The organism is Pantoea sp. Mb-10, from assembly GCF_021272205.1.
In the GTDB taxonomy this organism is placed as follows: Bacteria; Pseudomonadota; Gammaproteobacteria; order Enterobacterales; family Enterobacteriaceae; genus Pantoea.
Window position 1 is genome coordinate 236,831 of the sequence record NZ_JAJSDX010000007.1, and the last position, 25,100, is coordinate 261,930.

Below are 25,100 nucleotides of genomic sequence, written 5' to 3' on the forward strand. Positions count from 1 at the left end.
TTGAGATAGCGCTCATACTTTTTATGCTGGCACTTTTGCAAGGCGCAGCGCATTAGAGGGGATTATCCGTCTATCTTCCGCTTTCAGGCAAGCCAGCACGGCGGGCAATTTCAGCAAAGCAGAACAAATGGTCAGCGAACGTACAGCGTAGGTTTTTCCTATCTCAGTGAGAAATAAGATCAACTGGCTCGCGCGCCAAGGCTGCGTCACTATCGTGCCATGACTATATATCGCGTAAGAATTGGGTTTCATAACCCAACCGGCCTGACCTTCAGGCAACTAGACGAGCTGCTGGAGCCGCAACGATTCTGGCGTAAATCCACCGGTGACGGTAAGTTTCGTTATTACACGGAGTATGAATATGAGTCAGAGGTAAGGGATCTGTGTGAAGTCTGCCATCTTGCTTATTCACAAGCGTGCAAGGTGCGAAAATGTCCGTTGATTTTGGTTGAACAGAAACAACGTCCCGGAGCCGAGTAGCGACGCATGTCTTACGCGCTGTGCCCGCAGGCGATTGCTCTCGCGGGCACCAAAGATAAATCGCGTTAATGTTTGCATTCTGCATTTAAGTGTGCGTAAATAGCTTTCCGGTCTGATAAGCAGACAGTCTCATAGTTGGTTCCTATTTTATCCCTCATCCGTTTAAGTGCCGTTCTCAAGCCTTTTCCTTTGAGTGTTATCTCCAGTTCTGATGTGTCTCTGCGTTCAGCCCATCAATGCCATATGGCTCAAAGTTAAGGTAAAATTATGTCTAATAAAATTCTCGGCACCGTAAAATGGTTCAACTCTGAAAAGGGCTTCGGCTTCATTTCTCCTGAAAACGGCAGCAAAGATGTGTTCGTTCACTACTCTGCGATTCAGGGCGATGCGTTCCGCACCCTCGAAGAAGGCCAGAAAGTAGAATTCTCCGTGCAGGACGGCCCTAAAGGCCCGTCAGCTGCCAACGTAACGGGTGTATAACGATTAACACCATTACGAGTATGCGCTGCCCCGCGTGTCAGGGCTCGCAATATCGTCAATCGATTTTTGACATCAGCAGCAAAAATCCGATGGGCGCAAAATGCATTTTTTGTAAAGCGGCAATGATGCGCCATACGGCAATGCCCCTGGCGGCGTAAGTCAGCGCTTTCCAAGCCTGATAATGCCGAATGCGTTGTTGGGCGGTAAAAAAAGCATCAAAAAAGGCCACCTTTGGGTGGCCTTTTTATTGCGAATAATCAGCGTGCAGTAAACGCGGGATTAACGCAGGGCATACCACTCTTTATGTTTGAGTGGATTCAACGCGGCACCGACAATATCAGACAGCACGCTCACCACCATCACCAACCCGCCAATCACCATCACGCCCGCTGAAATCGCGGCATAATCCTGTTGGCGAATCGCGTTAATCAGCCATCGTCCTATCCCCGGCCAGTTAAAGACCACTTCGGTGATCATCGCCAGCGTGAGCATGGTGGAGAACTGCAGCCCCAGGCGGGGAATGACCGGCGGTAGCGCATTGTGCAATACGTGACGGCGAATCACGGTAAAACGCGATAAACCGCGCGTCGCCGCGGCCTTCACATAGTTTTTCTCCATCACTTCACGGGTACTGCTGCGTAACAGACGAATCACTTCGGTGGTGGGTGCCACGGCCAACACGATCACCGGCAGAATCATGTGGGTGAGCGCGCTGATCAGCATTTCATGACGCCAACGTGACGGACTCAGCCAGGCGTCTATCAAGGCAAAGCCGGTGATCTTTTGTACCGGATAGAGCAGGTCAAAACGGCCCGACACCGGTAGCCAGCCCAGCGTTAGTGAGAAGAACAGCGTAAACAGCAGCGCCAGCCAGAACACCGGCAGCGAAAAGCCCAGCAGTGCCAACGCGCTAATCAGCTTGTCCTGCCACTTCTTGCGCATCACGCCCGCGCAAATGCCCAGTGGGATCCCCGTCAGCAGTGCCAGCAAAAACGCCAGCACGCACAGCTCCAGCGTGGCGGGAAATACCTCACGCAATTGGAGGCCAATTAACTGACCGTTGGTGCTGGACACGCCAAAATCAAACTGCAGCAGCCCCTGAAACCAGAACCACCAGGCATCCAACAATGAGGCACCCTCGAGCGGCGCGTTGGGCGTGAAATAACTCAGGCTGAAGCTCACCAACGAGAGCAAAAACAGCGTAATCAGCAGCAGCAGCAAACGGCGTATGAGATAGATGATCATGCTTATTCTTCCTGGCTACTGTCGCGGTAAACCCCAGCAAACGAGGCGTTGCCAAAGGGGCTGAGCACCAGGCCTTTGATGTCGTGTCGATAGGCCTGCAGTCGCAGCGACGAGGCCAGCGGCAGCACCGGCAGGGATTGTGCCAGGAGCTGCTGTGCGTGACTGTAGTTGTCGATGCGCGCCGAAAGTTGCTGAGAGAGCAGGGCGCGCTGCAGCAACGCGTCAAACTCGGGCGAACACCAGTGTGCATAATTGGTTTGCGAACGAATGGCGGCGCAGCTCAGGAGTGGCCGAAAAAAGCTGTCAGGATCGTTGCTGTCAGTTGACCAACCGGTAAGCGTGAGGTCGTGATTCATGGCCATCAGCTGGGCTTCCTGAAACCGCCCTTCAACCGGGGCAATGGTCACTTCAACGCCCACCTGCGCTAAATCGGCCTGCAGCAGCTCGGCCGTTTTGAGCGGGCTGGGATTCCAGGACTGCGAGGTGGTTGGTACCACAAGACGAAGATGCAAATTTTCAATACCGAGCGCGCGCAGCGCCTCACGCGCTTTGTCCGGATTGTATTCCGTTACGCGCGCGCTGTTGTCATACGCCCAGGATGCACGCGGCAAAATCGACGCCGCCGTTTCTGCCGTGCCGTAGTAAATCGACTCCATGAGCCGCTCGTTGTTGATCGCCAGCGCCAGTGCATGTCGCACTTCGGGCCGATCCAACGGCGGTTTGCGGGTATTGAAGGCTAAGTAAGCGATGTTCATCCCCGGGCGTAACGTCATGCGCAGCCGGGGATCGTCGCGTAAAATCGAGAGCTGGCTGGCGGCGGGATACGCAAGGACGTCACATTCGCCGGTGAGTAATTTAGAAAGACGTCCGGTGCCGCCTACGCCCAAATCGATCACCACCTGCTGTAATCGCGGTACGCCGCGCCAATAGTGCGGGTTGCGCGCCAGGCGTAAATATTGTCCGGTACGGTACTCGCTAAGCTGATACGGGCCGGTACCCACGGGCTCGCGATCCAAACGCTCTTGCTGGCCTTTAGCGGTAAGCTGAGTGGCATACTCTTGTGACAGGATCGGCGCGTAATGGGTCGCGATGTGCCAGAGAAATGAGGCATCCGGGCTGTTCAGGCGAATTTCGACGGTGCTGTTGTCCAGTTTCTTGACGCTTTGCACCGAGTCGGCGAACTGCAGGCTGTCAAAATAGGGATAGCTGCCGCCGTTAACGTTGTGCCAGGGATGCTGTCTGTCAAACATGCGCGCAAAGCTAAATACCACATCGTCGGCATTCATGTTGCGCGAGGGGGTAAACTGATTAGTGTGCTGAAACTGAACATTTTTGCGCAGATGGAAGCGGTAGGTGGCGCCGTTATCGCGTACTTCCCAGCTTTGCGCCAGATCGGGCATCAATCGGTATGTGTAGGGATCGACATCGACCAGGCGATCGTAAAGCTGCGCCGCCAGCGTATCCACAACCAGACCGCTGCTCACCATTTGCGGATTAAAGGTGTTTACGGTGCCGTTTACGCAGTAGACAAAGCCGCTATTACGGATCGATTCCACAGGGGCGGCAAGCGCAGGCAGCATAAAGGCGCTGAGGCTAAGCAGCAGCATAAGGCGTAGTTTTGACATAGAGCTCAACGAATTTCAGGCAGTGGCGTGAGTGTAACGTAAAGCGGGGAACATCCCAAATGCTCGACGCCTGCTGCGAAGGGGCGTCACGTTATCAGACGCGCAAGGATGGAGCGAAAAAATCGCATCCATTGCTTTACAGATGATAATGGGAATGATTATTATTAGCGTGCACTTCAGCGGTGTCTCTACCGATAAAGTGCACGACATTGCTCACATTGCTTCCAGTATGACGTTGCCCGCCTTATGTGCGGGCTTTTTTTTGTCGGTAACCCCCATGCAGGGCATCAGCGCGGTGGCGGAGCGGCACCCGGTGCAGGCGGTGGCGGTGGAACGGCGCCCGGTGCAGGCGGTGGCGGCGGAACGGCACCCGGTGCAGGCGGTGGCGGTGGAACGGCACCCGGTGCAGGCGGTGGTGGCGGAACCGCACCCGGCGCAGGGGGCGGCGGCGGCACGGCAGCTGGCCCGGAGGATGCCGGAACCACAACCACTAACGGCTGAGGCGGAGCAGTGTTTACTGAGGATCGCACCATAAAGGCGGCACCCAAAACGATGAGCCCGGTGATCACTGCCAAAATGATGCCAAACACGATAAGGGTGCTGAAGAGACCCGCGTGAAGACCGGCAAAAGATCGGCCGCCTTCTGCTGACTGAGGGGCAACGTTTTCCTGCCACATAGCACGCTGGCGGTCCCGCTGTTGCTGTGCCGCTTCCAGGGCCTGCAATTTTTCCTCAAGGCCACGCGTCAGTGTATCTAGCGTCGCAATGCGCTGTGCCAGCTGGGCGTTATGTTCTGCGTGCTGTTCGCGTAACGTCTGCTCTGCGTCAGCAAATTTTTGGCCTATTTCCGCACGTATTTCTGCCAGGCTGGCATCAAACTCTTCACGCGTCATTGTCATGCGCATTCCTTATTTTTTAGGTGGGCGTTATCCAATGGAATAATGAATATAGCGCAGCGGGATGACGATATTTATATTTGTAGAAAAAGTATGAGAGCTTGAAATGAATGATTTAAAACAGGTTTAAAATACGCTTACATTTTACCTCAGCCGGTCGCCCGGCGGCCCTCAGCCTTGCGTGCGGGGGATCCGCACGTACACATGCTTATGAAAACCTTTGCTCAGTGCAGCAGAATTAATCAATAAACGAAGGCGCTACCCAAATATATCTGACGCGTCGTTAATAAAAGCGGCAATCAGGTAAATTTAATTTGGCAATAAGCCTATTGCGCGCGAGTCACCTGTCACCGCTTTATTTACTTGTCATTTATTGCAGCCGATGAGGGGGCATCAATTTTAACGTCGTGTTTTTTCATCATCGCGCGCAGCTGGTGGTATGTGACCTGCAGTAACGCGGCCGCGCGGCGTTGGTTGTATCGCGCCTGCTGCAAACTGGCTTCCACCAGCGCCCGTTCCTGCTGGTTTTGCCATTCCCGTAAATCCAGCGGCAGGGCGGGCAAACTCGCCCGCTCGGCTTCAGGTTGCACAGGGAGGTCGTAATCGGGCGGCGCGAAAGGATTGATAATGATGTTATCCAGCGGTCGGTCGCTGCTGTGATGGCGGTAAACTGAACGCTCCACCACATTTTTCAGTTCGCGCACATTTCCTGGCCAGCCGTGGTTCAGCAGTACCTGCTGGGCCTGCTCCGTGAAGCCAGGAAACAGCGGCATGCCCAGTTCACGGCACATTTGGATAGCAAAATGCTCCGCCATCACCAGAATGTCACTGCGTCGCGCGCGCAGCGGCGGCAGTTGCACCACATCAAACGCGAGGCGGTCCAGTAAATCTGCGCGGAATTTTCCTGCGGCGGCCAGCGCGGGTAAATCTTCATTGGTGGCACACACCAAACGCACGTTGACCTGCAGCGCATGATTACCGCCCACGCGCTCCAGTTGCCCATACTCAATGACCCGCAGAAGCTTCTCTTGCACCAGCATCGGTGCAGTAGCCAGTTCATCGAGAAAAAGCGTGCCGCCGTCGGCACGTTCAAAGCGCCCCAAATGGCGTTTTTGCGCACCGGTAAAGGCGCCAGCCTCATGGCCAAACAGTTCAGAATCCAGCAGGTTTTCGTTGAGTGCCGCGCAGTTGAGTGAGATAAACGGCCCTTGCCAGCGTTCAGAAAGATAGTGCAGACGGCTGGCGATCAGCTCTTTACCCGTACCCCGTTCGCCCACCACCAGCACCGGTTTTTCCAGCGGCGCAAGACGAGAAACGTGCTCCAGCACCTCTAAAAAGTTGTTTGATTCACCGAGCAGGGTCTCTTTGCTAGTCATCATAATGAATTTCGCCACAGCTTGATTAATTTCACTAACGCCAAGCATGGCTGCGCGGCACAAAAAAAGCAAAAACATTTACAATCAATGCGTTATGAAATTGGCACGCAATTTGTATTAAGCAGACAGGACAACCGATTACCGTACACATTGAGGAATACAACTATGGGTATCTTTTCTCGCTTTGCCGATATCGTCAACGCCAACATTAATTCGCTGCTTGAGCGCGCAGAGGATCCACAGAAGTTGGTGCGTCTCATGATTCAAGAAATGGAAGATACGCTGGTGGAAGTGCGCTCGACCTCGGCTCGTGCCCTGGCGGAGAAAAAGCAGCTGCAGCGTCGTATCGACCAAGCGGAAACGCAGCAGGCGGAATGGCAGCAGAAAGCCGAGCTGGCCATCAGTAGAGAAAAAGAAGATTTGGCACGTGCGGCCCTGATCGAAAAGCAGAAACTGACCGATCTGATTGCCGCGTTGCAGCAGGAGGCGGAGCAGGTTGAAGAGACGCTTGCACGCATGAAAGGCGAAATCGCCGAGCTGGAGAAAAAACTCAGCGAAACGCGCGCCCGTCAGCAAGCTCTGACGCTGCGCCACCAAGCTGCTTCATCGTCACGTGATGTGCGTCGCCAGCTGGACAGCGGCAAAATTGATGAAGCGATGGCACGCTTTGAGTCATTTGAGCGCCGCATTGACCACATGGAAGCTGAGGCGGAAAGTCAGCGCTTCGGAAAAGCCAAAACGCTGGATCAGGAATTTGCTGACCTTAAAGCAGACGATGAAATCAGTCAGCAGCTGGCGGCGCTGAAAGCCAAAATGAGCCAGCGTAGCGAGTGAAGGCGCGTGTCCAGCAAACGGACATGACGTGACCGTTTAATGATTAAGGAGAGTCAATGAGCGCATTATTTCTGGCCATACCGCTGACGATTTTCGTGCTGTTCGTCGCCCCGATCTGGCTATGGCTGCATTACAGTAATAAGCGCGGCGGCGGCGCGGAGCTCTCTTCCAGCGAGATGCAGCGTTTACAGCAGCTGACGCTGGAGGCCCGCCGCATGCGGGAGCGCGTTGAGGCGCTGGAGGCGATTTTAGATGCCGAGCACCCTAACTGGAGGCAGCCATGATGAAGGGCCGCAAACTGTGGCGCATCCCGCAGCAGGGCAAAATCCGCGGCGTTTGCGCGGGATTGGCGGAGTACCTCGATATTCCGGTGCGCCTGCTGCGCATTATCGTGGTGTTATCGCTGTTTTTTGGCCTGTTTATGTTCACGATCGTGGCGTACTTTATTCTCGGCTTTGTGTTAGACGAGAAGCCTGAAGACGCCCCTGAACAACGTACACCCAGCGCCCGCGATCTGCTTAATGAGCTGGAAAGCGCCTTGAGCAGCGATGAACGTAACGTGCGAGAAATTGAACGTTACGTCACCTCGGAAACGTTCAGCGTTCGCAGTCGTTTCCGCCAGCTCTAATCACTATTTGCGGGCCCGACAGCGGGTCCGCGTTCTATGCCGTTGAGAGGTGGTCATGCATTCACAACGTTTTACTGCGTTACGTCGCCGCGCCACGCCTGCATTGAAGTCGGCAGGAAAATTTATCATTATCAACGCCGTAACCTATGCGCCCGGCGGGCTGGCTGGCTGGGCAGTAAAATCGGTGGCGCGCCGCCCGCTTCGCCTGTTGCTGGCGGCAGCCCTGGAGCCGGTGCTTAGCAAGACGCTCAAGCGCCTTGCGGCACGCTTCATCAGGGATAACGATGAAAAGACTGCAAAATGAATTGGCGGCGTGGGTTAATCGCGGCGTTGACCGCCACCTGCGCCTCGCCGTTACCGGCTTGAGCCGCAGCGGCAAAACCGCGTTTATCACCTCGCTGGTTAATCAACTGTTGAATGTTCACAGCGGCGCACGTTTGCCGCTGTTTTCTGCGGTACGCGAAGCGCGGCTGCTTGGCGTCAAGCGTGTGCCACAGCGCGAACTCGGTACGCCTCGCTTTACTTACGATGAGGGATTGGCGCAGCTTTACAGCACGCCGCCCGTTTGGCCAACGCCCACGCGTGGCGTCAGTGAGATGTGCCTCGCGCTGCGCTATCGGCCGGATCGCTCGCTGCTGCGCCACGTCAAAGATACCGCCACGCTCTATCTCGAAATTGTGGATTATCCCGGCGAGTGGCTGCTTGATTTGCCGATGCTGGGGCAAGATTACCTGAGCTGGTCGCGGCAAATGCGCGGCTTACTCAGCGGCCCGCGTCAGCAGTGGGCGGCGACATGGCAGCAACGCTGTGCGGATCTCGATCCCTTCGCTCCGGCGGATGAGAATCGTCTGGCTGAGATCGCCGCCGCCTGGACCGCTTATTTACATCAGTGTAAAGATCAGGGATTGCACTTTATTCAACCGGGTCGCTTTGTGCTGCCGGGCGAGATGGCGGGGGCACCGGCGCTGCAATTTTTTCCATGGCCGCAGGATGATGAAACGCGCGCCAGCGCGCTGTTGCAGGCGCCGGCGGGCAGTAACTTCGCTGTGCTGCAGCAACGCTTCGCCTATTACTGTCAGCACATCGTGAAAGGGTTCTATAAAAATCACTTTCTACGCTTTGACCGCCAGATTGTCTTGGTGGATTGCCTTCAGCCGCTCAACAGTGGTCCGCAGGCGTTTAATGATATGCGCCTTGCGTTAACCCAGCTAATGCAGAGCTTCCACTATGGTCAGCGTACGCTATTTCGCCGTCTGTTCTCGCCGGTGATTGATAAACTCCTGTTCGCGGCCACTAAAGCCGATCACATCACCGCCGATCAGCACGCCAACATGGTGTCGCTGCTGCAGCAGCTGGTGCAGGACGCCTGGCAAAACGCCGCCTTTGAAGGCATCAGCATGGACTGCATGGGACTGGCTTCGGTGCAGGCGACAGAGAGCGGCCTGGTTGATCACCGCGGTGAGAAAATTCCGGCGTTACGCGGTCACCGACTCAGTGACAATGAAGCCCTTACCGTGTATCCCGGTGAAGTGCCGCCGCGCCTGCCGGGAAACAACTTTTGGCAGCAGCAAGGTTTTCAATTTGAACAGTTCCGCCCCCGGCAGCTGGACGTCGATCGTCCACTGCCGCACATTCGTATGGATGCGGCGCTGGAATTTTTACTGGGAGATAAATTGCGATGAGCGACGATACGCCGTTAAAACCGCGCATCGATTTTGCGCGTCCGCTGGAGAAGGATCCGGTGACGCCGCTGCGCGCGGCTCAGACCTTTTCACCGCAGGCTGAAGAAGCGTTTATGCCCAGCACTGAAGCCGAACCGCTGGAAGAGAGCGCGGGCGAAAAAGTCGTTGAAGCGGCGCTGCAGCCCAAGCGCAGCGTCTGGCGCAGGATGGTGGGCGCAGGCCTGGCGGTGTTTGCCTTGAGCGTCGTGGCGCAGGGCGTTGAGTGGCTGCATGATGCCTGGCTGACGCGCGACGGGTTCGCGCTGGGCAGCGGTGTGGCCGGTGGCCTGATTGTGGCAGCGGGCACAGGGGCGCTGGTGAGCGAGTGGCGCCGGCTGTACAAGCTGCGCGCCCGCGCTGAAACGCGTGACACCGCGCGCACCTTGCTGAACAGTCACGGTGTGGGTAAAGGACGCGACTTTTGCGAACGTCTGGCGCGTCAGGCGCAGCTTGATCACGGTCATCCGGCACTGCAGCGCTGGCACGCCGCGCTGCACGACACGCAAAACGACCGGGAGATCGTGACGCTGTATGCCCAATTTGTACAGCCGGTGCTTGATCGTCAGGCGCGTCGTGAAATCAGCCGCCACGCGGCCGAATCCACGCTCATGATTGCCGTGAGTCCACTGGCGCTGGTCGACATGGCTTTCATGGCCTGGCGCAATCTGCGTCTGGTAAACCGCATCGCGGCCATTTACGGTATTGAGCTGGGCTACTTCAGCCGCCTGCGTCTGTTTCGCCTTGTGCTGCTAAATATGGCGTTTGCCGGGGCGTCGGAGCTGGTGCGTGAAGTTGGCATGGACTGGGTTTCCCAGGACGTTGCGGCGCGTCTTTCCGCCAGAGCGGCGCAAGGTATTGGCGCAGGGCTGCTCACCGCCCGCTTGGGCATTAAAGCGATGGAGCTGTGTCGTCCTCTGCCGTGGCTCGAAACGGATAAACCGCGCTTAGGCGACTTTCGGCGTGAATTAGTGTCCCAGCTGAAAGCGGCTTTGGCGAAAAGCAGTAATAAAGCAGACACCACCAAATAATGCACGTTTGCTCGCCTTTCCTTCTGAACGGGAACGGAAGGGCGGCACGAACCTCCAATTGTCTCCCCCTCGACTACGCGTTCCTGCGCCGAAGATGACGCGCAGTGCGGCGTTGCTCGCAAACTGTCAACTTTTCATGACAACACTCTTCTGAGGCGCTGCAAGTTAGCGTATTATCTGTAAAATCTCAGACAAAATAAGGCTCATCGCAATGCGTTTGGAAGTTTTTTGCCAGGATCGCATCGGACTGGCGCGCGAGCTACTCGACCTGCTGGTGGCGCGCAATATCGATCTGCGCGGCATCGAAATTGCGCCGCTCGGCCGCATTTATCTCAACTTTTCGGCGCTGGCCTTTGAGCCCTTCAGCAGCCTGATGGCGGAAATTCGCCGTACACCGGGCGTGACTGACGTGCGCACCGTGGCCTATATGCCTTCAGAGCGTGAGCATCGCGCGCTGAGTGCGCTGCTGGTGGCGATGCCGGAGCCGGTATTTTCCATTGATTTAAAAGGCAAAGTGGAATTGTCTAACCCGGCGGCGCAAAATCTGTTCCAGCTCGACGAGCTGAAGCTGCGTAATCAAAATGCCGGTGCGCTGATTACCGGGTTCAATTTTCAGCGTTGGCTGGAGCACGAACGTGTCGATGCGCAGGCGCAGCAGGTGGTGATTCACGGGCGGGATTTCCTGATGGAAGCGCGGCCCATTTATCTGGCCGGCGAAGAGAGCCAGGACGATCAGCCGGTGGGCGCGATGGTGACGCTGAAATCCACCGCGCGAATGGGGCGCCAGCTGCAAAACCTCCAGGTGACGGACGAGTCCGAGTTTGAGCACATCGTGGCCGTGACGCCAAAGATGCGTCAAGTTGTCGATCAGGCCCGCAAGCTGGCAATGCATAGCGCGCCGCTGCTGATTGTGGGCGACACCGGCACCGGCAAAGACATGCTGGCCCGCGCCTGCCACCTGCGCAGCGCGCGCGGCAAAAAACCGTTTTTGGCGCTCAATTGCGCTTCACTGCCCGACGACGTGGCTGAAAGTGAACTTTTTGGTCATGCGCCTGGGGCGTACCCCAATGCGTTAGAGGGGAAAAAAGGATTTTTTGAGCAGGCAAACGGCGGGTCCGTGCTGCTGGATGAAATTGGTGAAATGTCGCCACGGATGCAAACCAAACTGCTGCGTTTTCTCAACGATGGCACCTTCCGTCGCGTTGGTGAGGAGCATGAGGTGCACGTTGATGTGCGCGTGATTTGCGCTACGCAAAAAAATCTCTTTGAACTGGTGCAGCGCGGCGAATTTCGAGAGGATCTGTTCTACCGTCTCAATGTGCTCACCTTAAATTTGCCGCCGCTGCGCGATCGCCCGCAGGATATTCTGCCGCTGAGCGAGATGTTTGTGGCGCGCTTTGCCGACGAGCAGGGGCTACCGCGGCCGCGTCTCTCGCCTCAGCTCGCGCCGTTTCTTATGCGCTACAGCTGGCCGGGTAATGTGCGGCAGCTCAAAAACGCCCTGTACCGTGCGCTGACGCAGCTGGAAGGGTACGAGCTGCGCCCGCAGGATATTGTGCTGCCGGAACAGGCGCTTAACGTCTCGCTGGGGGACGAAGCGATGGAAGGATCGCTGGATGACATTACGAGCCGGTTTGAACGCTCGGTACTGACGCGGCTCTACATCTCCTACCCGAGTACGCGTAAATTAGCCAAGCGGCTGGGCGTATCGCACACGGCGATTGCGAATAAACTGCGTGAATATGGTTTGGGCCAAAAGCGCGGAGAAGGCGAGTAATCACCGGTAAGGGATGCCTGTAGCGACGCCCGCTACAGGCAGAAGCGTTATTTCAACGCAGCAAGAGCCGCATCGTAGTCTGGCTCGTGGGTGATTTCATCGACCAACTCGCTGTAAATCACCGTGTCATTTTCGTCCAGTACTACCACGGCACGCGCGGTTAACCCTTTCAACGGGCCATCCGCAATGGCAACGCCGTAATCTTCTTTAAATTCCGATCCGCGCATCGCCGACAGCGTGACAACGTTATTGACGCCCTCAGCGCCGCAAAAGCGTGATTGCGCAAACGGCAGGTCAGCAGAGATACACAGCACGACCGTGTTGTCGGCATCACCAGAGCGCTCGTTGAACTTACGCACCGAGGCCGCACAGACGCCGGTATCAATGCTCGGGAAAATGTTCAGCACTTTGCGTTTGCCTGCGAAGGTTGCCAGCGAAACATCATTCAGATCTTTGGCAACCAGCGTGAAAGGCTTCGCCTTTTCACCGGCCTGAGGGAAGTGTCCCGCTACGGGGACGTCATTGCCCTGAAAATGCACTTTCTGCGACATAGGATTTCCTTATTAACAATAAAAACCAGACAACTTTGCCATCTGGACAGGTATAGCGCCTGTTTATGACATAAATTTTAAGGGTTTTCGAGTGTAAACCATGCCGTTGTGTGAATCACCGCAACCTTAAGGAGAAATAATGAGAACAGTGAAAAGTTACCCGGAAGCCTGGCCGCTGCATTCGCCGTTTGTTATTTCGCGCGGCAGCCGCACCGAAGCGCACGTGGTGGTGGTGGAGATCGAACAGGACGGCTACAAAGGCGTCGGCGAAGCCACGCCGTATGCGCGCTATGGTGAAAGCGAAGCGTCGGTGCTACAGCAAATCGCCGATCAGCTGGCGGCCATTCAGCACGGCATGACGCGCGCCGAGCTGCAGCAGGCGATGCCCGCAGGCGCGGCGCGCAACGCCATCGACTGCGCGCTGTGGGATTTGGCCTGTCAACAACAGGGGCAATCCCTGGCGTCACTGAGCAACCTGCAGACGCCGGACGCGATCGTGACGGCGCACACGGTGAGCATTGATACGCCCGATGCCATGGCGAGCAGCGCCTCAGCGCTCTGGCAGCATGGGGCACGCCTACTTAAAATCAAAATGGATAATCATCTGATCAGTGAACGGCTGGTGGCCATTCGCAGCGCCGTACCGGAGGCCACGCTGATTGTTGATGCCAACGAATCCTGGCCCGCAGAAGGTTTGGCGGCGCGCTGCCAGCTGCTGGCGGATTTGCAGGTTGCCATGCTGGAGCAGCCGCTGCCCGCCGGAGAGGACGCGGCGCTGGAGAATTTTATTCATCCGCTGCCTATCTGCGCCGACGAGAGCTGTCACACGCGGGAAAACCTGCCGCCGCTGCAAGGGCGCTACGACATGATCAACATCAAGCTCGATAAAACCGGCGGATTCACCGAGGCGCTGGCACTGGCTAGCGCGGCAGAGGCGCAGGGGTTTAAGATCATGCTCGGTTGTATGCTGTGCACATCGCGTGCGATACGCGCTGCGCTGCCGCTTACCGCCGTAGCCACTTTTGCCGATCTGGATGGCCCAACGTGGCTGGCAGTAGACGTTGAGCCCGCGCTGCACTTCGCGCACGGTGTCCTTAATCTGCGGGCTGCCAGCGCAGCAGGTTGATCATGGCGTCCAGATACACCTCCGTCGCTTCATCGACCGAAATAGGCGGCATTTCGGCGGTAATGCACAGCAGGCCGAGATCATCGCACCAACTGCCAAATGAGCCCGGCGTAGCGTAACCGACGCTGCTCACCAGCGGTAAGTCGGTTTGCGCTGCCAGCCATTGCCCAAGCGCGCTGTGGTGCGGATCGTCAATACACGCTAAGGGCTCATGCCACGACACGACCCAGTGCGGTTTTATCCGATGAATCAGCTGGCACAGCGCCTGCGTTTCAGGTTCCGAGGAAGGCGCATTGCCGGTGGACAGCACCACATCGCGCGCGTCTGCCGCGCTATTCCAGCGGTATACCGTGTCGCCGTGCTGCCAGTTTGCTGCGGGAAAATTGCGGTTGAGATCCACGCCATTTGCATTGGCACGTAAACCAAGCTGACAGCCGTCAGGGTTGACCGCCAGAATCACATGGTGGCGGCGCAGCGTGTCCGGCAGGGTGCGCATCGCGCCAGACAAGGTCGCAACGGCCGCATTTTCGTCACCGTGGGTGCCCGCAATAATCAGGCCAGTTTCGGCATCCGCCGCAGGCGCGGGAAACCATAAAAGCGGGGCGCCCAGCGCGGAGCTGCCGTATTGCTGCCGAACCGCACTGAGTCTGCCGCGCAGCGGCCGGGGATGATGTGCAGACATAACGTTCCTCTTTGGGCGTCTCAAGGCGGGCGAACGCCGACGCGGTGAGCAAAAGTGTGACGGGAAGTTCAGGCTCAACATAGCGGTAAACCGCGCCTCGGGAAATAGCTATTTATTGATTAGCAATATGCGATAAAGTGCCAAGCGTCTCTGGCGGCGCAGCGCTTCTGTCGCCGTCATTATTGCGGGAAAGGAGGGATGATGAAGGTAACGTGGCGTAAAACATGGGCGGCGGCATGGATTGCCAGTGCGTTGGCACCGGCATGGGCGGCGGAGGTGCCGGCTGGCGCACAGTTGGCGGCCAAACAGGAAATTGTTCGTCACATCAAAGATGAGCCCGCTTCGTTAGACCCACTAAAAGCGGTCGGGTTGCCTGAAATTCAGGTAATGCGCGATCTCTTTGAAGGGCTAACCAATCAGGATGCACACGGGCAGATCGTGCCGGGCGTGGCGTCTGAATGGAGTACCCATGACAACAAAACCTGGCTGTTTACGCTGCGTAATGACGCCCGCTGGTCAAACGGCGAGCCGGTGACCGCGCAAGATTTTGTCTACAGCTGGCAGCGCCTGGTCGATCCCAAAAGCAGTTCGCCCTTCGCGTGGTTCGCCGCCCTAAGCGGCATTACCCACGCTGAAGCCATAACCCAAGGTAAAATGTCGCCCGACACCTTAGGCGTGGTCGCCACTGACGCACAGCACCTTAAGGTGACGTTGTCACGACCTGTGCCGTGGTTCCCCGCAATGGTAGCCAATGTTGCGCTTTTCCCCGTACCGAAAAGCGTGATTGCACAGTACGGCAACGACTGGACTGCGCCGGGCAAGCTGGTTGGCAACGGCGCCTATCAGCTGACGTCGCGCGTGGTGAATGAAAAAATCGTCCTGGCGCGTAATCCGCATTACTGGGACAACGCGCACTCCGTGCTGAATAAAGTGACATTTGTGCCGATCAACGAAGAGTCGAGCGCCACCAAACGCTACCGCGCCGGCGACATCGATATCACCGAATCTTTTCCTAAAAACCTGTATGCCATGCTAAAGAAAACGTTGCCGGGCGAGGTGTATACGCCCGATCAACTCGGCACCTACTACTATGCGTTTAACACGCAAAAAGGGCCAACCGCAGACGCACGGGTTCGCAGAGCGCTGTCATGGAGCATCGATCGCCGTATCATCGCGGAAAAAGTGTTGGGCACCGGGGAAAAACCGGCCTGGCACTTCACGCCAGACGTGACCGCCGGCTTTACCCCGCAGCAAAGTATTTTACAGCAGCACAGTCAGCAGGAACTCAATGCTCAGGCAAAAGCGCTGTTAAGCGCTGCAGGCTATGGGCCGGGTAAGCCGCTGCATCTTACCCTGCTGTATAACACGTCGGAGAGCCATCAGAAGATCGCGATTGCGGTCGCCTCCATGTGGAAAAAAAATCTGGGCGTGGACGTGACGCTGCAGAATCAGGAGTGGAAAAGCTATATCGATAGCCGCAACAGCGGCAATTTCGATGTGATTCGCGCCTCTTGGGTCGGCGACTACAATGAGCCTTCAACGTTCCTGAGCCTGTTGACCTCGGGTAACAGCAGCAATATTCCGCGCTTCCACAGTGCGGAATATGACGCCGTGCTGGCGAAAGCGAGCACTGATACCAATGCGGCGGCGCGCAATGCGGATTACAACAAAGCGGAACAGATCATCGCCGAACAGGCGCCCATCGCGCCGATTTATCAATACACGAACGGTCGATTGATCAAGCCGTACGTCAAGGGCTATCCCATTACCAACCCCGAAGATGTGGCCTACAGCCGTGAGCTGTGGATCGCGCAGCATTAATCCTCGCAGAACGGGGCGACGGAACGCCCGTTCTTGCTCACGTTTGTTCACAGCCCGGTGATTGCAACTCATCGTCGCCACGCTAGACTGTAGCGCATTGAAAGCGGAGTGAGGCGAGGATGTGAACGTCATTGAAGGAAGCGCGCTAAAAGTATCTGATGCGATCATTGCCTGTCAGCTGGACGGACAGGGCGGCATGATCGCGATTGAAGACAAAGATGTGATCCACTGCGAGCGTCCGTGCTGGCTGCATCTCAATTACACCCACCGGCAGAGCGCCGACTGGCTACAAAAAACGCCGCTTATTCCCGATTCGGTGCGTGACGCGCTGGCCGGTGACAGTATGCGTCCGCGCGTAACGCGCCTTGGCGACGGCTTTATGATCGTGCTGCGCAGCGTGAATCACAACGCCGACGCGCGTCCGGATCAGCTGGTGGCGATGCGGGTGTTCATCAACGATAAGCTCATCGTCTCTACCCGGCGGCGTAAGGTCAACGCCATTGATGACGTACTGAACGAGCTGCAAGCGGGCAATGGCCCGATTGACGGCGGCAGCTGGCTGGTGGAGGTGTGTGATGCGCTGACCGATCACGCCAGCGAGTTTATCGAAGAGATGCACGACAAAATAATCGAGTTGGAAGATGCACTGATGGACCAGCAAGTGCCCGCCCGCGGTGAGCTGGCGCTGTTACGTAAACAATTGATTGTGATGCGACGCTACATGGCACCGCAGCGCGATGTGTATGCGCGCCTCGCCAGTGAAAAACTCACCTGGATGAACGATGACGATCGCCGCCGCATGCAGGACGTTGCCGACCGGCTGGGGCGAGGGTTGGACGACCTTAACGCGGGCGTGGCGCGAACCGGCATTCTCGCTGACGAAGTGGCCTCGCTGTTGGCGGAGTCCATGAACCGTCGCACCTACACTATGTCGCTGATGGCGATGATTTTCCTGCCAGCGACCTTTTTAACCGGGCTGTTTGGCGTCAATCTTGGCGGCATTCCCGGCGGGAGTTGGCCGATGGGTTTTACGGCGTTTTGCGTTCTGCTGTTGCTGATGGTGGGCGGCGTGGCGCTGTGGCTTAAGCGGCGCAAGTGGCTATGACGTTCTGATCAACATGGCGTTGCGTGGGATGCGCGCTTACGCTGAGGCGAAAAAACGCATAAACCTGATCGAAATCAAAACGCTTCTGGGCGCAGCGCGGCACACTCTCTCTTGCAGGTGAATGCAACGTCAAGCGATGGGCGTTGTGCTCCACATTGTCTTACTTCTTGATTTCGCACGAATGTTTAACCGCATTAATGCGCACACGCCGGCATCACTGCCGGCTTTTTTTTGCCCGCCTGGCCTGAGTGCATTTCTTTTCCTACGCTTACAAGACATCCAGCGAAAAGGAGAAGGGCATGCAACCATTCACTGCCAGTGAACCCATTCCAACCGATCCGCCACCGATTCCCGAACCGATACCGCAGCCTCAGCCGATACCGGAGCCGGATCCGCCGCACGATCCGGCTTATCCGCCCATCTCGGACCCGCCGCCACACGGGTAATAAAAAAGGCGCGTTGTGATCAACGCGCCTTTTTTGTCTGCACCGTTACTTGATTTCGAGTACGTCGAGCCGAATCTGTTTTTCAGCGAGGTCGTCGTCTTCTTCAGGCTGCCAGCCCGCGGGCTTGAGCGGCAGCGTTTCACGATCAAAGCCGATGTCGCCGCCGTCGACCACTGCGTCGCCGTGACGCAGCCCTTTAAAATCAAACAGCGCAGTATCGGCCATGTGTGAGGGCACAATATCCTGCATCGCGCTGAACATGGTTTCCAAACGTCCCGGATAACGCTTGTCCCAGTCACGCAGCATATCGCCCACCACCTGACGTTGAAGATTCGGCTGTGAACCGCACAGGTTGCAGGGAATAATGGGGAACTGACGCGCTTCGGCAAAGCGGATAATATCCTTTTCGCGGCAGTAAGCCAGCGGGCGGATGACGATATGTTTGCCGTCATCGCTCATCAGCTTGGGCGGCATGCCTTTCATCTTGCCGCCATAGAACATGTTCAGGAACAGCGTCTGTAAAATATCGTCGCGATGATGACCGAGCGCAATCTTGGTGCAGCCTAATTCGCTCGCGGTGCGGTAGAGAATGCCGCGACGCAAGCGGGAGCACAGTGAGCAGGTCGTTTTGCCTTCCGGGATTTTTTCTTTAACGATTGAGTAGGTGTCTTCGGTGACAATTTTGTACTCAATGCCAAGTTCTTCCAGCCATGCGGGTAGAATATGCGCCGGGAAGCCGGGCTGTTTCTGGTCGAGGTTCACTGCCACCAGCGAAAAGTTCACCGGTGCGCTCTTTTGTAAGCTGCGCAGTATTTCCAGCATGGTGTAGCTGTCTTTGCCTCCGGACAGGCACACCATGATGCGATCGCCTTCTTCAATCATGTTGAAGTCGGCAATGGCTTCGCCGACATTGCGGCGCAGACGCTTTTGCAGCTTATTCAGGTTGTACTGTTCTTTTTTACTTACTTCTTGATTTTCTGACATTATTTTCACGCTTAACAGTGAAGACCAGGATCGTTAGCGGCAGAGAGGAACCTACGCGGCGCTCAACCCTCTTTAACATGAGTGCGTATGGTACGGATTGCTGCCGCGAATGCCAGCGTCAGCTACACTCTTTTCATGCTTTTCATGAATGAGGCGTTTTTACCGCGCCGATCACATCATCTCCAGGGAATGCACCCCTTTGACTTCCATCACCTTGTCATAGATGGCGTGCAGCGGGGCGCTGCGTGACAATGTCACTTCTACGCTTAGCTCACACAGGCCACTCTCTTCATCGCGGTTCACCACGGCGATGCGGCCGTAGCGCAAATGCTCCCGTTGTAAGACCAGAAGCACCAATGGCACGCTTTTCGGCTTCAGCTGCACCAGCAGCGTATGGTGGCGCCCAATCAACCAGTGGCTAATGCGCCGAAACGTTTCCAGCACCACCAGCGCCAGCACGGTGCCGTAAATACCAATTTCGTACATGCCGCTACCAATCACCAACCCAATTGCCGCGGTAACCCACAGCCCAGCGGCGGTGGTGAGGCCTTTGACAATCTGCTTTTGAATGATAATGGTGCCCGCGCCGAGAAAGCCCATGCCGCTGACCACCTGTGCCGCGATTCGGCTGGGATCCAGCGCCACATGGTCATTAGTCAGCATGTCGGCAAAGCCATACTTTGATACCAGCATAAACATCGCGCTGCCGATGCCGACGAGAATATGGGTGCGCAGTCCCGCCTCTTTGGCGCGCATTTGTCGCTCCAGGCCAATCAGGCCGCCCAAAATACCGGCAAGGGCAATGCGAATGAGCATGTCAGTTAACATTTTTCCTCCTGTCAGTGGAATAAGCGGGGTAATACCGCTGCCGCGACTGCAAACAGGATAATTCTGCTTGCAATGCTTATTCTTAAATTTTGTAAAAAGCTGTGTCGCCCCTCGACCCCGCGCAGCTGCTGACATATGCTGAGTCCTCTTTTGTACCCGACACCCCCGGAGCCCGACTGATGAAAGCCGCTACATTATTGCTGGCTGGCGCAGCGCTGTTACTTGCTGGCTGCAGCAGCAACAGCGACGAACCGCCGCAACAGGCCACCGCCGCCCACGTTTCACCGCATGTGGTGATGTCATCCTTGGCGGAAGTCAATTGCAGCAACGCCGGGGGAACGCTGGCGTTTTCGCGTCAGCTTGATGGATCGCGCATTGGCATGTGTCAGCTAGGCAATGGCCGCCGCTGCGATGAGCAGGCGCTGATGGGCGGACGCTGCGCCCGCTAACGCAGGCGCAACTTTGCTATGCAGTGACCTCATTTTCACTCTGTTCGCCGCGTTCGATACGCTGAAGATTGTCGAGCGTGGTTTCTGAGATAGCGGTCAGGGCTTCGGCCGTCAGAAACGCCTGATGCCCAGTAAAGAGCACGTTATGGCAGGCAGACAGGCGGCGGAAAACGTCATCCTGAATCACATCGTTAGATTTATCTTCAAAAAAGAGATCGCGCTCATTCTCATAAACATCCATACCGAGTGAGCCAATTTTCTGCTGTTTCAGCGCGTCAATCGCCGCTTGTGAGTCAATTAAGCCGCCGCGGCTGGTGTTGATGATCATCACGCCATCTTTCATCTGGCTAAACGCTTCTGCATTGAGCAGATGGTGGTTTTCCGGCGTCATCGGGCAGTGCAGCGTGATCACGTCAGATTGCGCGAACAGGGTGTGCAAATCGACGTATTCCGCACACAATGCGCGGGCGGCTTCCGCCGGATAAGGATCGTACGCCAGCAGGCGCATGCCAAATCCCTTGAGAATGCGCAGGGCGGCCAACCCGATTTTCCCCGTGCCAATAATGCCCGCCGTTTTGTTGTACATGTTGAAGCCGGTCAGGCCATCCAGCGAAAAGTTGGCGTCGCGCGTGCGCTGGTAGGCGCGATGGATGCGGCGGTTCAACGCCATCATCAAGCCCACCGCATGCTCGGCCACCGCTTCGGGCGAGTAAGCGGGCACGCGCACCACTTTGAGGTTAAGCGCGGCGGCGGCCTGCAGATCGACGTTGTTGAAACCCGCGCAGCGCAGCGCGATGTATTTCACGCCCACGGCGGCGAGCTCTTCCAATACCGCTTTGCTGGCGTCATCGTTAACAAAAATGCACACCGCATCGCACCCTGCGGCATTTTTTGCAGTGGTTTCACTCAGTAGAAAATCAAAATAGGTGAGATCAAAGCCAAAGCGCGCATTGACCTGATCGAGGTACTTTTGGTCATAGTGTTTGGTGCTGTAAACCGCAACTTTCATTGTTTCACTCCTGAAAAATGCCACGACGTTATCGTTACAGAATAACGTCTTCCATCCGGTTTTGCTGCGCTTAAGGCAGACTAAGGCGTAACGCCTTCATAAAACGCAGATAACATGCCATCATCTTGGGCAGGATCATATCAACAGGAACGTTAGCTGCCATGAGGCGTGGCCTTCGTCGAACTCTTGCTGCTCTACTGGCGCTGACCGTGCTGATAGTGGGATTGCTGCTGACCGTCACGCAGTGGCTGCCGCGCGTTGTCGGGCTGTGGTTGCCCGAAGATACCCGCATTGCACTTGACGGCGCGCCGGGTTGGCACGCAGGCAACCTGCGCTTTCCTGCGGTACGCTATTACGCGGGAGAATGCGCGCTGGCGCAGGTGCAGGCGGCACAGCTTGGCTGGCATCAGCACCGTTGGCACCTGCAGGCGGGCCGCGTTCAGCTGGATACTGATTGTCTGGCATCGCTACCGCACAGCAGCAGCGCGGCACCGCGCTCGTTGGCTGAGTGGCAGCAGCGTCTGCCGGGCGCGGACGTGCGGATTGATCGTCTGACGCTTCTCCCCTGGCCGCAGTATGCTGGGCGCCTCGATTTGACACTGGATAAACGCGACCAGCGCGTGCGCTTTCAGGGCGAGAATCTGCAACTGAATGCTCAGTTGAAAGGGCAGCAGCTGCATCTTACGCGCCTTGAGCTGGCGTATCCCGCGCTAACGTCACCGCTGACGCTCTCGGGTGATTTCACCTTATCCACGCTGGCGCAAGGGGTACCGGTGGCGGGCGAACTGCACGGCGGCCTCCATCTCGCGCAGTGGCCACAGCCGCTTGCCGTGACGCTAAACTGGCAGCACCAGCAGGGTGAATTACAGGTGACGCAGCAGGGCATCGATCGACCGCTGCTGCGTCTGCCGTGGCAGGCGGATAGCCAGCAAATTCGTATCCACGACGGTGAGTGGCGCTGGCCTCAGGCCGATCAGCCTCTTTCGGGCGGCGTAGCGCTAACGCTGCAAAACTGGCAGCAAGGGCTCGCGCAGACCGAAATTCGCGGCCGCGCCAACCTTTTAACGCGCGGCCGCGGCGGCAAAGGTAACCTGGTGCTCAGCGTTGGGCCGGGCGCGTTGCGCTTCACCGATAGCGCGTTACCTTTCCAGCTGACCGGCGAGAGCAAACTCGCCGATCTGCAACTCTTTGGCAGCCTGCCTGGCCTCCTGCACGGCAGCATTCTCTCCCCCCAACTCACGCTGAAACCCGGTGCGCTGCTGCGCTTGCGCGGTCGCCTGCTTTCAACGCTGGACGTTGATGAGGCGCGCTGGCCGCTGGCGGGAGTGACGCTGGGCGCCGGCGGCATTGATGGCCGCCTGCAGGCGATTCTTCGCGCGCACGACAGCGGACTCGGGCGCTTTACACTGCATCTGGATGGTCACGCCAATCACTTCTGGCCAGACAGCGGGCGCTGGAACTGGCGCTATTGGGGCAAGGGCGAAATGGTGCCGCTGCAGGCGCGCTGGGATGTGAAAGGCACCGGCAGCTGGCAGGGAACGCAAATCACGCTGGATACCCTCGATACCGGGTTCGACCAACTCGCCTATGGCGGCGTGACCGTGGCCAAGCCGCGCCTGCGCCTGACCGCGCCGGTGCGCTGGGCGCGCGATCCGGCACGCGCCTCATTCGCCGGCGGCTTTACGCTGCGCGCCGGACAAACGCAGTTTGACTACGGTGGCAGGCTGCCGCCGTCGCAGCTGGATTTCCAGGCGGTGGGGAATGATCCCGGCCATTTCCAGTGGCGTGGCCAGTTAACCGCCGCCGAGATCGGCCCCCTGCGCGTGCACGGCCGCTGGGACGGAACGCGACTGCGCGGACAGGCGTGGTGGCCTTCACAGTCGCTGGCGGTGTTTCAACCGCTGCTGAGCAGCGACATGAAAATGCGGATTCAGTCGGGTCAGCTCCGCGCGCAAGTGGCCTTTTCCGCCGCGCCAGCGCAAGGGTTTGAGGCAGGCGGTTTCTGGGCCGTGAAGCAGGGCAGCGTCTGGATGCCGGACAGTGAAATCAATGGCATTGACTTTACGTTGCCGTTCCGCCTGAAAGCACACCAGTGGCAGCTCGGCCGCCGCGGCCCGGTGTCACTGCGCATTGCCGAAGTCAAAAACCAGTTTGCGCTGCAAAACATCACAGCCGATCTGCAAGGCCACTATCCGTGGCAGCCGCGTCAGCCACTCACGCTGAGCAATGTGAATTTTGACCTGCTGGGTGGACACGTTAGCATGCCGTGGCTGTCGCTGCCTCAGCGGCAGCCGGCGCGCATTACGCTGAGCAGCATCAATCTGAGCCGGCTGGTGACCGCGCTGAAGCCTAAGCAATTTGCGATGTCGGGCGAGGTCAACGGCGAGTTACCGCTGTGGGTAAATAACCCGCGCTGGCTAATCGAAAAAGGGTGGATTGCCAACAGCGGGCCGCTAACGTTCCGCCTTGATAAAGACATGGCGGATGCCATCGTCAAAAACAACGTGGCGGCCGGAGCAGCACTGGACTGGCTGCGTTACATGGAAATGTCGCGTGCGTGGGCCACGCTGGATCTGGACAATGTTGGTAACCTGTCTCTGCAAGCGGAAGTTAAAGGCACCAGCCAGTTCAGCAATCGCCGTCAACAGGTCAACTTGAACTACCGTCATCAGGAAAATCTTTTTCAGCTGTGGCGCAGCCTGCGCTTTGGCGATAACTTGCAATCTTGGGTAGAGCAACACGCTACCCTGCCATCCAGAAAGGATCCCCAACCATGAGCCTGAGGGCATTCGCGTTGCTGGCAGCCGTCCTGCCGCTGCTGGGCTGCGTGCCGCGCATTGAAGTGGCGGCGCCAAAAGAGCCCATTACCATTAACATGAACGTAAAAATCGAACACGAGATCCACATTAAGGTGGATAAAGATGTCGAAGCGCTGTTAAAAGAGCAGAGCGGCCTGTTTTGAGGAGCGGAACGATGAAACGCAGCGTAATGGCGCTGGTTGTTGCCCTGTTGCTCGCCCCTTCGGCTTGGGCGCTAACGCTTGACGAGGCGCGTCAGCAGGGACGCGTAGGGGAAACCCTTAGCGGCTATATTGCCGCCCGTCAGCAGGATAAGGAAACGCTGGCCCTGGTGGCACGCATCAATGCGGGCCGTGCCGAACAGTATCAGCGTGTGGCGCAGCAAAATCGCCTGACGACGCAAGAGGTTGGACGTATTGCCGGTGAAAAACTGGTTGCGCGCGCATCGGCGGGGGAATATGTGCGGGGTATCAACGGGCAGTGGCTGCAAAAGTAATTTGTGCGCCATAAAAAAGCCGGGCGCTCAGGCCCGGCAATGACGGCATTCTGCCCTTTTATCGCAGGGCAGTTATTCAATGCAACATTTATGCGGCGACAATCTGCTTGATGGCGTCTTTCGCGTCGCTGGTGGCTTTGGTTGCCACTTCTGGACCATAGGCAATGCCTTCGGCCAGCACGAACTCGACATCGGTGATGCCGATAAAGCCCAGGAACAGTTTCACGTAAGGAGTCAGCAGATCGCTTGGCGTATCTTTATGAATACCGCCGCGGCTCGACAGGATCACCGCACGCTTACCTTTCACCAACCCTTCTGGACCCGCTTCGGTGTAACGGAACGTCACGCCTGCGCGCGCAATCAGGTCGAAGTAGTTTTTCAGCTGCGTCGGGATGTTGAAGTTGTACATCGGCGCGGCGATCACCACGGTGTCGTGGGCCTGCAGTTCCGCGATCAACGCATTCGACAGATCCAGCGCTTCTTGCTGACGCGGAGAGAGAGGGGCATCGGAAGGACGCAGTGCGCCGACCAGTTCGCCATCAAGCACCGGCACCGGCTGCGCCGCCAGGTCGCGCACGGTTACACTGTCGCCCTTGGCGCGTGCTTCATCGGCGTAAAAATCGGCGAGTTGGCTGGACTGTGAGTAATCGGCCAGAATGCTTGATTTCAGAACTAAGACTTTGCTCATGTTATCTTCCTGTGCGTTACGCGGTGT

General features: G+C 57.2%; 28 protein-coding genes. 19 read left to right on the forward strand and 9 right to left on the reverse strand.

Annotated elements, in window-relative coordinates:
- The first annotated feature begins 219 nt into the window (after positions 1 to 219).
- From LU196_RS16040 to LU196_RS16050, 3 genes are all read left to right on the forward strand, one after another.
- Complete coding sequence (locus LU196_RS16040) at positions 220 to 480, forward strand: hypothetical protein (RefSeq protein WP_232759969.1); 261 nt, start codon at positions 220 to 222, stop codon at positions 478 to 480.
- Between the two features lie 267 nt (positions 481 to 747).
- Complete coding sequence (locus LU196_RS16045) at positions 748 to 960, forward strand: cold shock domain-containing protein (RefSeq protein WP_232759970.1); 213 nt, start codon at positions 748 to 750, stop codon at positions 958 to 960.
- 20 nt (positions 961 to 980) lie between these two features.
- Positions 981 to 1,118 (forward strand): hypothetical protein, encoded by a 138-nt coding sequence (locus LU196_RS16050; protein WP_232759971.1) that lies wholly within the window; start codon positions 981 to 983, stop codon positions 1,116 to 1,118.
- 121 nt (positions 1,119 to 1,239) lie between these two features.
- Here the strand turns inward: LU196_RS16050 and sapB are convergent, their stop codons facing one another.
- Positions 1,240 to 2,205, reverse strand: a complete 966-nt coding sequence (gene sapB / locus LU196_RS16055; RefSeq protein ID WP_232759972.1) for a putrescine export ABC transporter permease SapB — start codon at positions 2,203 to 2,205, stop codon at positions 1,240 to 1,242.
- A gap of 2 nt (positions 2,206 to 2,207) precedes the next feature.
- The gene (gene sapA / locus LU196_RS16060; protein WP_304622741.1) at positions 2,208 to 3,830 is read right to left on the reverse strand and encodes an ABC transporter substrate-binding protein SapA; all 1,623 of its coding nucleotides are present in this window, start codon (positions 3,828 to 3,830) and stop codon (positions 2,208 to 2,210) included.
- A gap of 154 nt (positions 3,831 to 3,984) precedes the next feature.
- Here sapA and LU196_RS16065 point away from each other — a divergent pair, with 154 nt between their 5' ends.
- The gene (locus LU196_RS16065) at positions 3,985 to 4,365 is read left to right on the forward strand and encodes a hypothetical protein (protein ID WP_232759973.1); all 381 of its coding nucleotides are present in this window, start codon (positions 3,985 to 3,987) and stop codon (positions 4,363 to 4,365) included.
- A gap of 720 nt (positions 4,366 to 5,085) precedes the next feature.
- Here LU196_RS16065 and pspF read toward each other — a convergent pair.
- Complete coding sequence (gene pspF, locus LU196_RS16070; protein ID WP_232759974.1) at positions 5,086 to 6,105, reverse strand: phage shock protein operon transcriptional activator; 1,020 nt, start codon at positions 6,103 to 6,105, stop codon at positions 5,086 to 5,088.
- A 162-nt stretch (positions 6,106 to 6,267) separates the two neighbouring features.
- On the opposite strand from pspF, the gene pspA reads away from it, so the two are divergent.
- The 7 genes from pspA (at position 6,268) to tyrR (ending at position 12,090) form a co-directional block, all read left to right on the forward strand.
- The gene (gene pspA, locus LU196_RS16075) at positions 6,268 to 6,936 is read left to right on the forward strand and encodes a phage shock protein PspA (RefSeq protein WP_232759975.1); all 669 of its coding nucleotides are present in this window, start codon (positions 6,268 to 6,270) and stop codon (positions 6,934 to 6,936) included.
- A 56-nt stretch (positions 6,937 to 6,992) separates the two neighbouring features.
- A complete protein-coding gene (gene pspB / locus LU196_RS16080; protein ID WP_232759976.1) occupies positions 6,993 to 7,220 on the forward strand; it encodes an envelope stress response membrane protein PspB in 228 nt (75 codons plus the stop codon).
- On the forward strand, positions 7,217 to 7,564 hold the full coding sequence (gene pspC, locus LU196_RS16085; protein ID WP_232759977.1) for an envelope stress response membrane protein PspC: 348 nt from the start codon (positions 7,217 to 7,219) through the stop codon (positions 7,562 to 7,564). The genes pspB and pspC overlap by 4 nt, the downstream gene beginning before the upstream one ends.
- A gap of 55 nt (positions 7,565 to 7,619) precedes the next feature.
- Positions 7,620 to 7,868: a phage shock protein PspD gene (gene pspD / locus LU196_RS16090; protein WP_232759978.1), complete on the forward strand. Its 249-nt coding sequence runs from the start codon at positions 7,620 to 7,622 to the stop codon at positions 7,866 to 7,868.
- Positions 7,849 to 9,246 (forward strand): YcjX family protein, encoded by a 1,398-nt coding sequence (locus LU196_RS16095; RefSeq protein WP_232759979.1) that lies wholly within the window; start codon positions 7,849 to 7,851, stop codon positions 9,244 to 9,246. Before pspD ends, LU196_RS16095 begins: the two co-directional genes overlap by 20 nt.
- A complete protein-coding gene (locus LU196_RS16100; RefSeq protein ID WP_232759980.1) occupies positions 9,243 to 10,313 on the forward strand; it encodes a TIGR01620 family protein in 1,071 nt (356 codons plus the stop codon). The genes LU196_RS16095 and LU196_RS16100 overlap by 4 nt, the downstream gene beginning before the upstream one ends.
- 211 nt (positions 10,314 to 10,524) lie before the next feature.
- The gene (tyrR, locus tag LU196_RS16105) at positions 10,525 to 12,090 is read left to right on the forward strand and encodes a transcriptional regulator TyrR (protein WP_232759981.1); all 1,566 of its coding nucleotides are present in this window, start codon (positions 10,525 to 10,527) and stop codon (positions 12,088 to 12,090) included.
- Between the two features lie 47 nt (positions 12,091 to 12,137).
- Here tyrR and tpx read toward each other — a convergent pair whose 3' ends face one another.
- Positions 12,138 to 12,641 carry a thiol peroxidase gene (gene tpx, locus LU196_RS16110; protein WP_232759982.1) on the reverse strand — a complete coding sequence of 168 codons (504 nt, stop codon included), beginning with the start codon at positions 12,639 to 12,641 and terminating at the stop codon, positions 12,138 to 12,140.
- A gap of 139 nt (positions 12,642 to 12,780) precedes the next feature.
- Between tpx and ycjG the strand changes: the two genes are divergently transcribed.
- Positions 12,781 to 13,767, forward strand: coding sequence for an L-Ala-D/L-Glu epimerase (gene ycjG / locus LU196_RS16115; protein WP_232759983.1), 987 nt, complete (start codon positions 12,781 to 12,783; stop codon positions 13,765 to 13,767).
- Here the strand turns inward: ycjG and mpaA are convergent.
- Positions 13,736 to 14,449, reverse strand: a complete 714-nt coding sequence (mpaA, locus tag LU196_RS16120; RefSeq protein WP_232759984.1) for a murein tripeptide amidase MpaA — start codon at positions 14,447 to 14,449, stop codon at positions 13,736 to 13,738. The two genes, ycjG and mpaA, sit on opposite strands and share 32 nt — an antisense overlap.
- A gap of 201 nt (positions 14,450 to 14,650) precedes the next feature.
- Here mpaA and LU196_RS16125 point away from each other — a divergent pair, with 201 nt between their 5' ends.
- The 3 genes from LU196_RS16125 (at position 14,651) to LU196_RS16135 (ending at position 17,821) form a co-directional block, all read left to right on the forward strand.
- On the forward strand, positions 14,651 to 16,270 hold the full coding sequence (locus LU196_RS16125; RefSeq protein ID WP_232760095.1) for an ABC transporter substrate-binding protein: 1,620 nt from the start codon (positions 14,651 to 14,653) through the stop codon (positions 16,268 to 16,270).
- 121 nt (positions 16,271 to 16,391) lie between these two features.
- Positions 16,392 to 17,375 (forward strand): zinc transporter ZntB, encoded by a 984-nt coding sequence (gene zntB, locus LU196_RS16130; protein WP_232759985.1) that lies wholly within the window; start codon positions 16,392 to 16,394, stop codon positions 17,373 to 17,375.
- A gap of 299 nt (positions 17,376 to 17,674) precedes the next feature.
- Positions 17,675 to 17,821, forward strand: a complete 147-nt coding sequence (locus LU196_RS16135; protein ID WP_232759986.1) for a hypothetical protein — start codon at positions 17,675 to 17,677, stop codon at positions 17,819 to 17,821.
- Between the two features lie 45 nt (positions 17,822 to 17,866).
- Here the strand turns inward: LU196_RS16135 and ttcA are convergent, their stop codons facing one another.
- Both ttcA and LU196_RS16145 read right to left on the reverse strand, forming a co-directional pair.
- Complete coding sequence (gene ttcA / locus LU196_RS16140) at positions 17,867 to 18,805, reverse strand: tRNA 2-thiocytidine(32) synthetase TtcA (protein WP_232759987.1); 939 nt, start codon at positions 18,803 to 18,805, stop codon at positions 17,867 to 17,869.
- Between the two features lie 171 nt (positions 18,806 to 18,976).
- Positions 18,977 to 19,633: an MgtC/SapB family protein gene (locus LU196_RS16145; protein WP_232759988.1), complete on the reverse strand. Its 657-nt coding sequence runs from the start codon at positions 19,631 to 19,633 to the stop codon at positions 18,977 to 18,979.
- Positions 19,634 to 19,812: 179 nt separating this feature from the next.
- Here LU196_RS16145 and LU196_RS16150 point away from each other — a divergent pair, with 179 nt between their 5' ends.
- Positions 19,813 to 20,082, forward strand: coding sequence for a DUF333 domain-containing protein (locus LU196_RS16150; RefSeq protein WP_232759989.1), 270 nt, complete (start codon positions 19,813 to 19,815; stop codon positions 20,080 to 20,082).
- Positions 20,083 to 20,098: 16 nt separating this feature from the next.
- Here LU196_RS16150 and LU196_RS16155 read toward each other — a convergent pair whose 3' ends face one another.
- Positions 20,099 to 21,091: a 2-hydroxyacid dehydrogenase gene (locus tag LU196_RS16155; RefSeq protein ID WP_232759990.1), complete on the reverse strand. Its 993-nt coding sequence runs from the start codon at positions 21,089 to 21,091 to the stop codon at positions 20,099 to 20,101.
- A 161-nt stretch (positions 21,092 to 21,252) separates the two neighbouring features.
- Between LU196_RS16155 and LU196_RS16160 the strand changes: the two genes are divergently transcribed.
- The 3 genes from LU196_RS16160 to LU196_RS16170 are packed head-to-tail and all read left to right on the forward strand — an operon-like array spanning position 21,253 to position 24,385.
- The gene (locus LU196_RS16160) at positions 21,253 to 23,868 is read left to right on the forward strand and encodes a YdbH family protein (RefSeq protein WP_232759991.1); all 2,616 of its coding nucleotides are present in this window, start codon (positions 21,253 to 21,255) and stop codon (positions 23,866 to 23,868) included.
- Entirely contained in the window at positions 23,865 to 24,053 is a 189-nt protein-coding gene (locus tag LU196_RS16165; RefSeq protein WP_232759992.1) for a YnbE family lipoprotein, read from the forward strand. Before LU196_RS16160 ends, LU196_RS16165 begins: the two co-directional genes overlap by 4 nt.
- A gap of 11 nt (positions 24,054 to 24,064) precedes the next feature.
- The gene (locus tag LU196_RS16170) at positions 24,065 to 24,385 is read left to right on the forward strand and encodes a YdbL family protein (RefSeq protein WP_232759993.1); all 321 of its coding nucleotides are present in this window, start codon (positions 24,065 to 24,067) and stop codon (positions 24,383 to 24,385) included.
- Between the two features lie 88 nt (positions 24,386 to 24,473).
- Here LU196_RS16170 and LU196_RS16175 read toward each other — a convergent pair whose 3' ends face one another.
- Positions 24,474 to 25,073 carry an FMN-dependent NADH-azoreductase gene (locus LU196_RS16175; RefSeq protein ID WP_232759994.1) on the reverse strand — a complete coding sequence of 200 codons (600 nt, stop codon included), beginning with the start codon at positions 25,071 to 25,073 and terminating at the stop codon, positions 24,474 to 24,476.
- Positions 25,074 to 25,100 lie beyond the last annotated feature (27 nt).

Coding starts and splice junctions, on each gene's coding strand:
- LU196_RS16040 (WP_232759969.1), top strand. CDS start 220: ATGACTATATATCGCGTAAGAATTGGGTTTCATAACCCAACCGGCCTG.
- LU196_RS16045 (WP_232759970.1), top strand. CDS start 748: ATGTCTAATAAAATTCTCGGCACCGTAAAATGGTTCAACTCTGAAAAG.
- LU196_RS16050 (WP_232759971.1), top strand. CDS start 981: ATGCGCTGCCCCGCGTGTCAGGGCTCGCAATATCGTCAATCGATTTTT.
- sapB (WP_232759972.1), bottom strand. CDS start 2,205: ATGATCATCTATCTCATACGCCGTTTGCTGCTGCTGCTGATTACGCTG.
- sapA (WP_304622741.1), bottom strand. CDS start 3,830: ATGTCAAAACTACGCCTTATGCTGCTGCTTAGCCTCAGCGCCTTTATG.
- LU196_RS16065 (WP_232759973.1), top strand. CDS start 3,985: ATGATTATTATTAGCGTGCACTTCAGCGGTGTCTCTACCGATAAAGTG.
- pspF (WP_232759974.1), bottom strand. CDS start 6,105: ATGATGACTAGCAAAGAGACCCTGCTCGGTGAATCAAACAACTTTTTA.
- pspA (WP_232759975.1), top strand. CDS start 6,268: ATGGGTATCTTTTCTCGCTTTGCCGATATCGTCAACGCCAACATTAAT.
- pspB (WP_232759976.1), top strand. CDS start 6,993: ATGAGCGCATTATTTCTGGCCATACCGCTGACGATTTTCGTGCTGTTC.
- pspC (WP_232759977.1), top strand. CDS start 7,217: ATGATGAAGGGCCGCAAACTGTGGCGCATCCCGCAGCAGGGCAAAATC.
- pspD (WP_232759978.1), top strand. CDS start 7,620: ATGCATTCACAACGTTTTACTGCGTTACGTCGCCGCGCCACGCCTGCA.
- LU196_RS16095 (WP_232759979.1), top strand. CDS start 7,849: ATGAAAAGACTGCAAAATGAATTGGCGGCGTGGGTTAATCGCGGCGTT.
- LU196_RS16100 (WP_232759980.1), top strand. CDS start 9,243: ATGAGCGACGATACGCCGTTAAAACCGCGCATCGATTTTGCGCGTCCG.
- tyrR (WP_232759981.1), top strand. CDS start 10,525: ATGCGTTTGGAAGTTTTTTGCCAGGATCGCATCGGACTGGCGCGCGAG.
- tpx (WP_232759982.1), bottom strand. CDS start 12,641: ATGTCGCAGAAAGTGCATTTTCAGGGCAATGACGTCCCCGTAGCGGGA.
- ycjG (WP_232759983.1), top strand. CDS start 12,781: ATGAGAACAGTGAAAAGTTACCCGGAAGCCTGGCCGCTGCATTCGCCG.
- mpaA (WP_232759984.1), bottom strand. CDS start 14,449: ATGTCTGCACATCATCCCCGGCCGCTGCGCGGCAGACTCAGTGCGGTT.
- LU196_RS16125 (WP_232760095.1), top strand. CDS start 14,651: ATGAAGGTAACGTGGCGTAAAACATGGGCGGCGGCATGGATTGCCAGT.
- LU196_RS16135 (WP_232759986.1), top strand. CDS start 17,675: ATGCAACCATTCACTGCCAGTGAACCCATTCCAACCGATCCGCCACCG.
- ttcA (WP_232759987.1), bottom strand. CDS start 18,805: ATGTCAGAAAATCAAGAAGTAAGTAAAAAAGAACAGTACAACCTGAAT.
- LU196_RS16145 (WP_232759988.1), bottom strand. CDS start 19,633: ATGTTAACTGACATGCTCATTCGCATTGCCCTTGCCGGTATTTTGGGC.
- LU196_RS16150 (WP_232759989.1), top strand. CDS start 19,813: ATGAAAGCCGCTACATTATTGCTGGCTGGCGCAGCGCTGTTACTTGCT.
- LU196_RS16155 (WP_232759990.1), bottom strand. CDS start 21,091: ATGAAAGTTGCGGTTTACAGCACCAAACACTATGACCAAAAGTACCTC.
- LU196_RS16160 (WP_232759991.1), top strand. CDS start 21,253: ATGAGGCGTGGCCTTCGTCGAACTCTTGCTGCTCTACTGGCGCTGACC.
- LU196_RS16165 (WP_232759992.1), top strand. CDS start 23,865: ATGAGCCTGAGGGCATTCGCGTTGCTGGCAGCCGTCCTGCCGCTGCTG.
- LU196_RS16170 (WP_232759993.1), top strand. CDS start 24,065: ATGAAACGCAGCGTAATGGCGCTGGTTGTTGCCCTGTTGCTCGCCCCT.
- LU196_RS16175 (WP_232759994.1), bottom strand. CDS start 25,073: ATGAGCAAAGTCTTAGTTCTGAAATCAAGCATTCTGGCCGATTACTCA.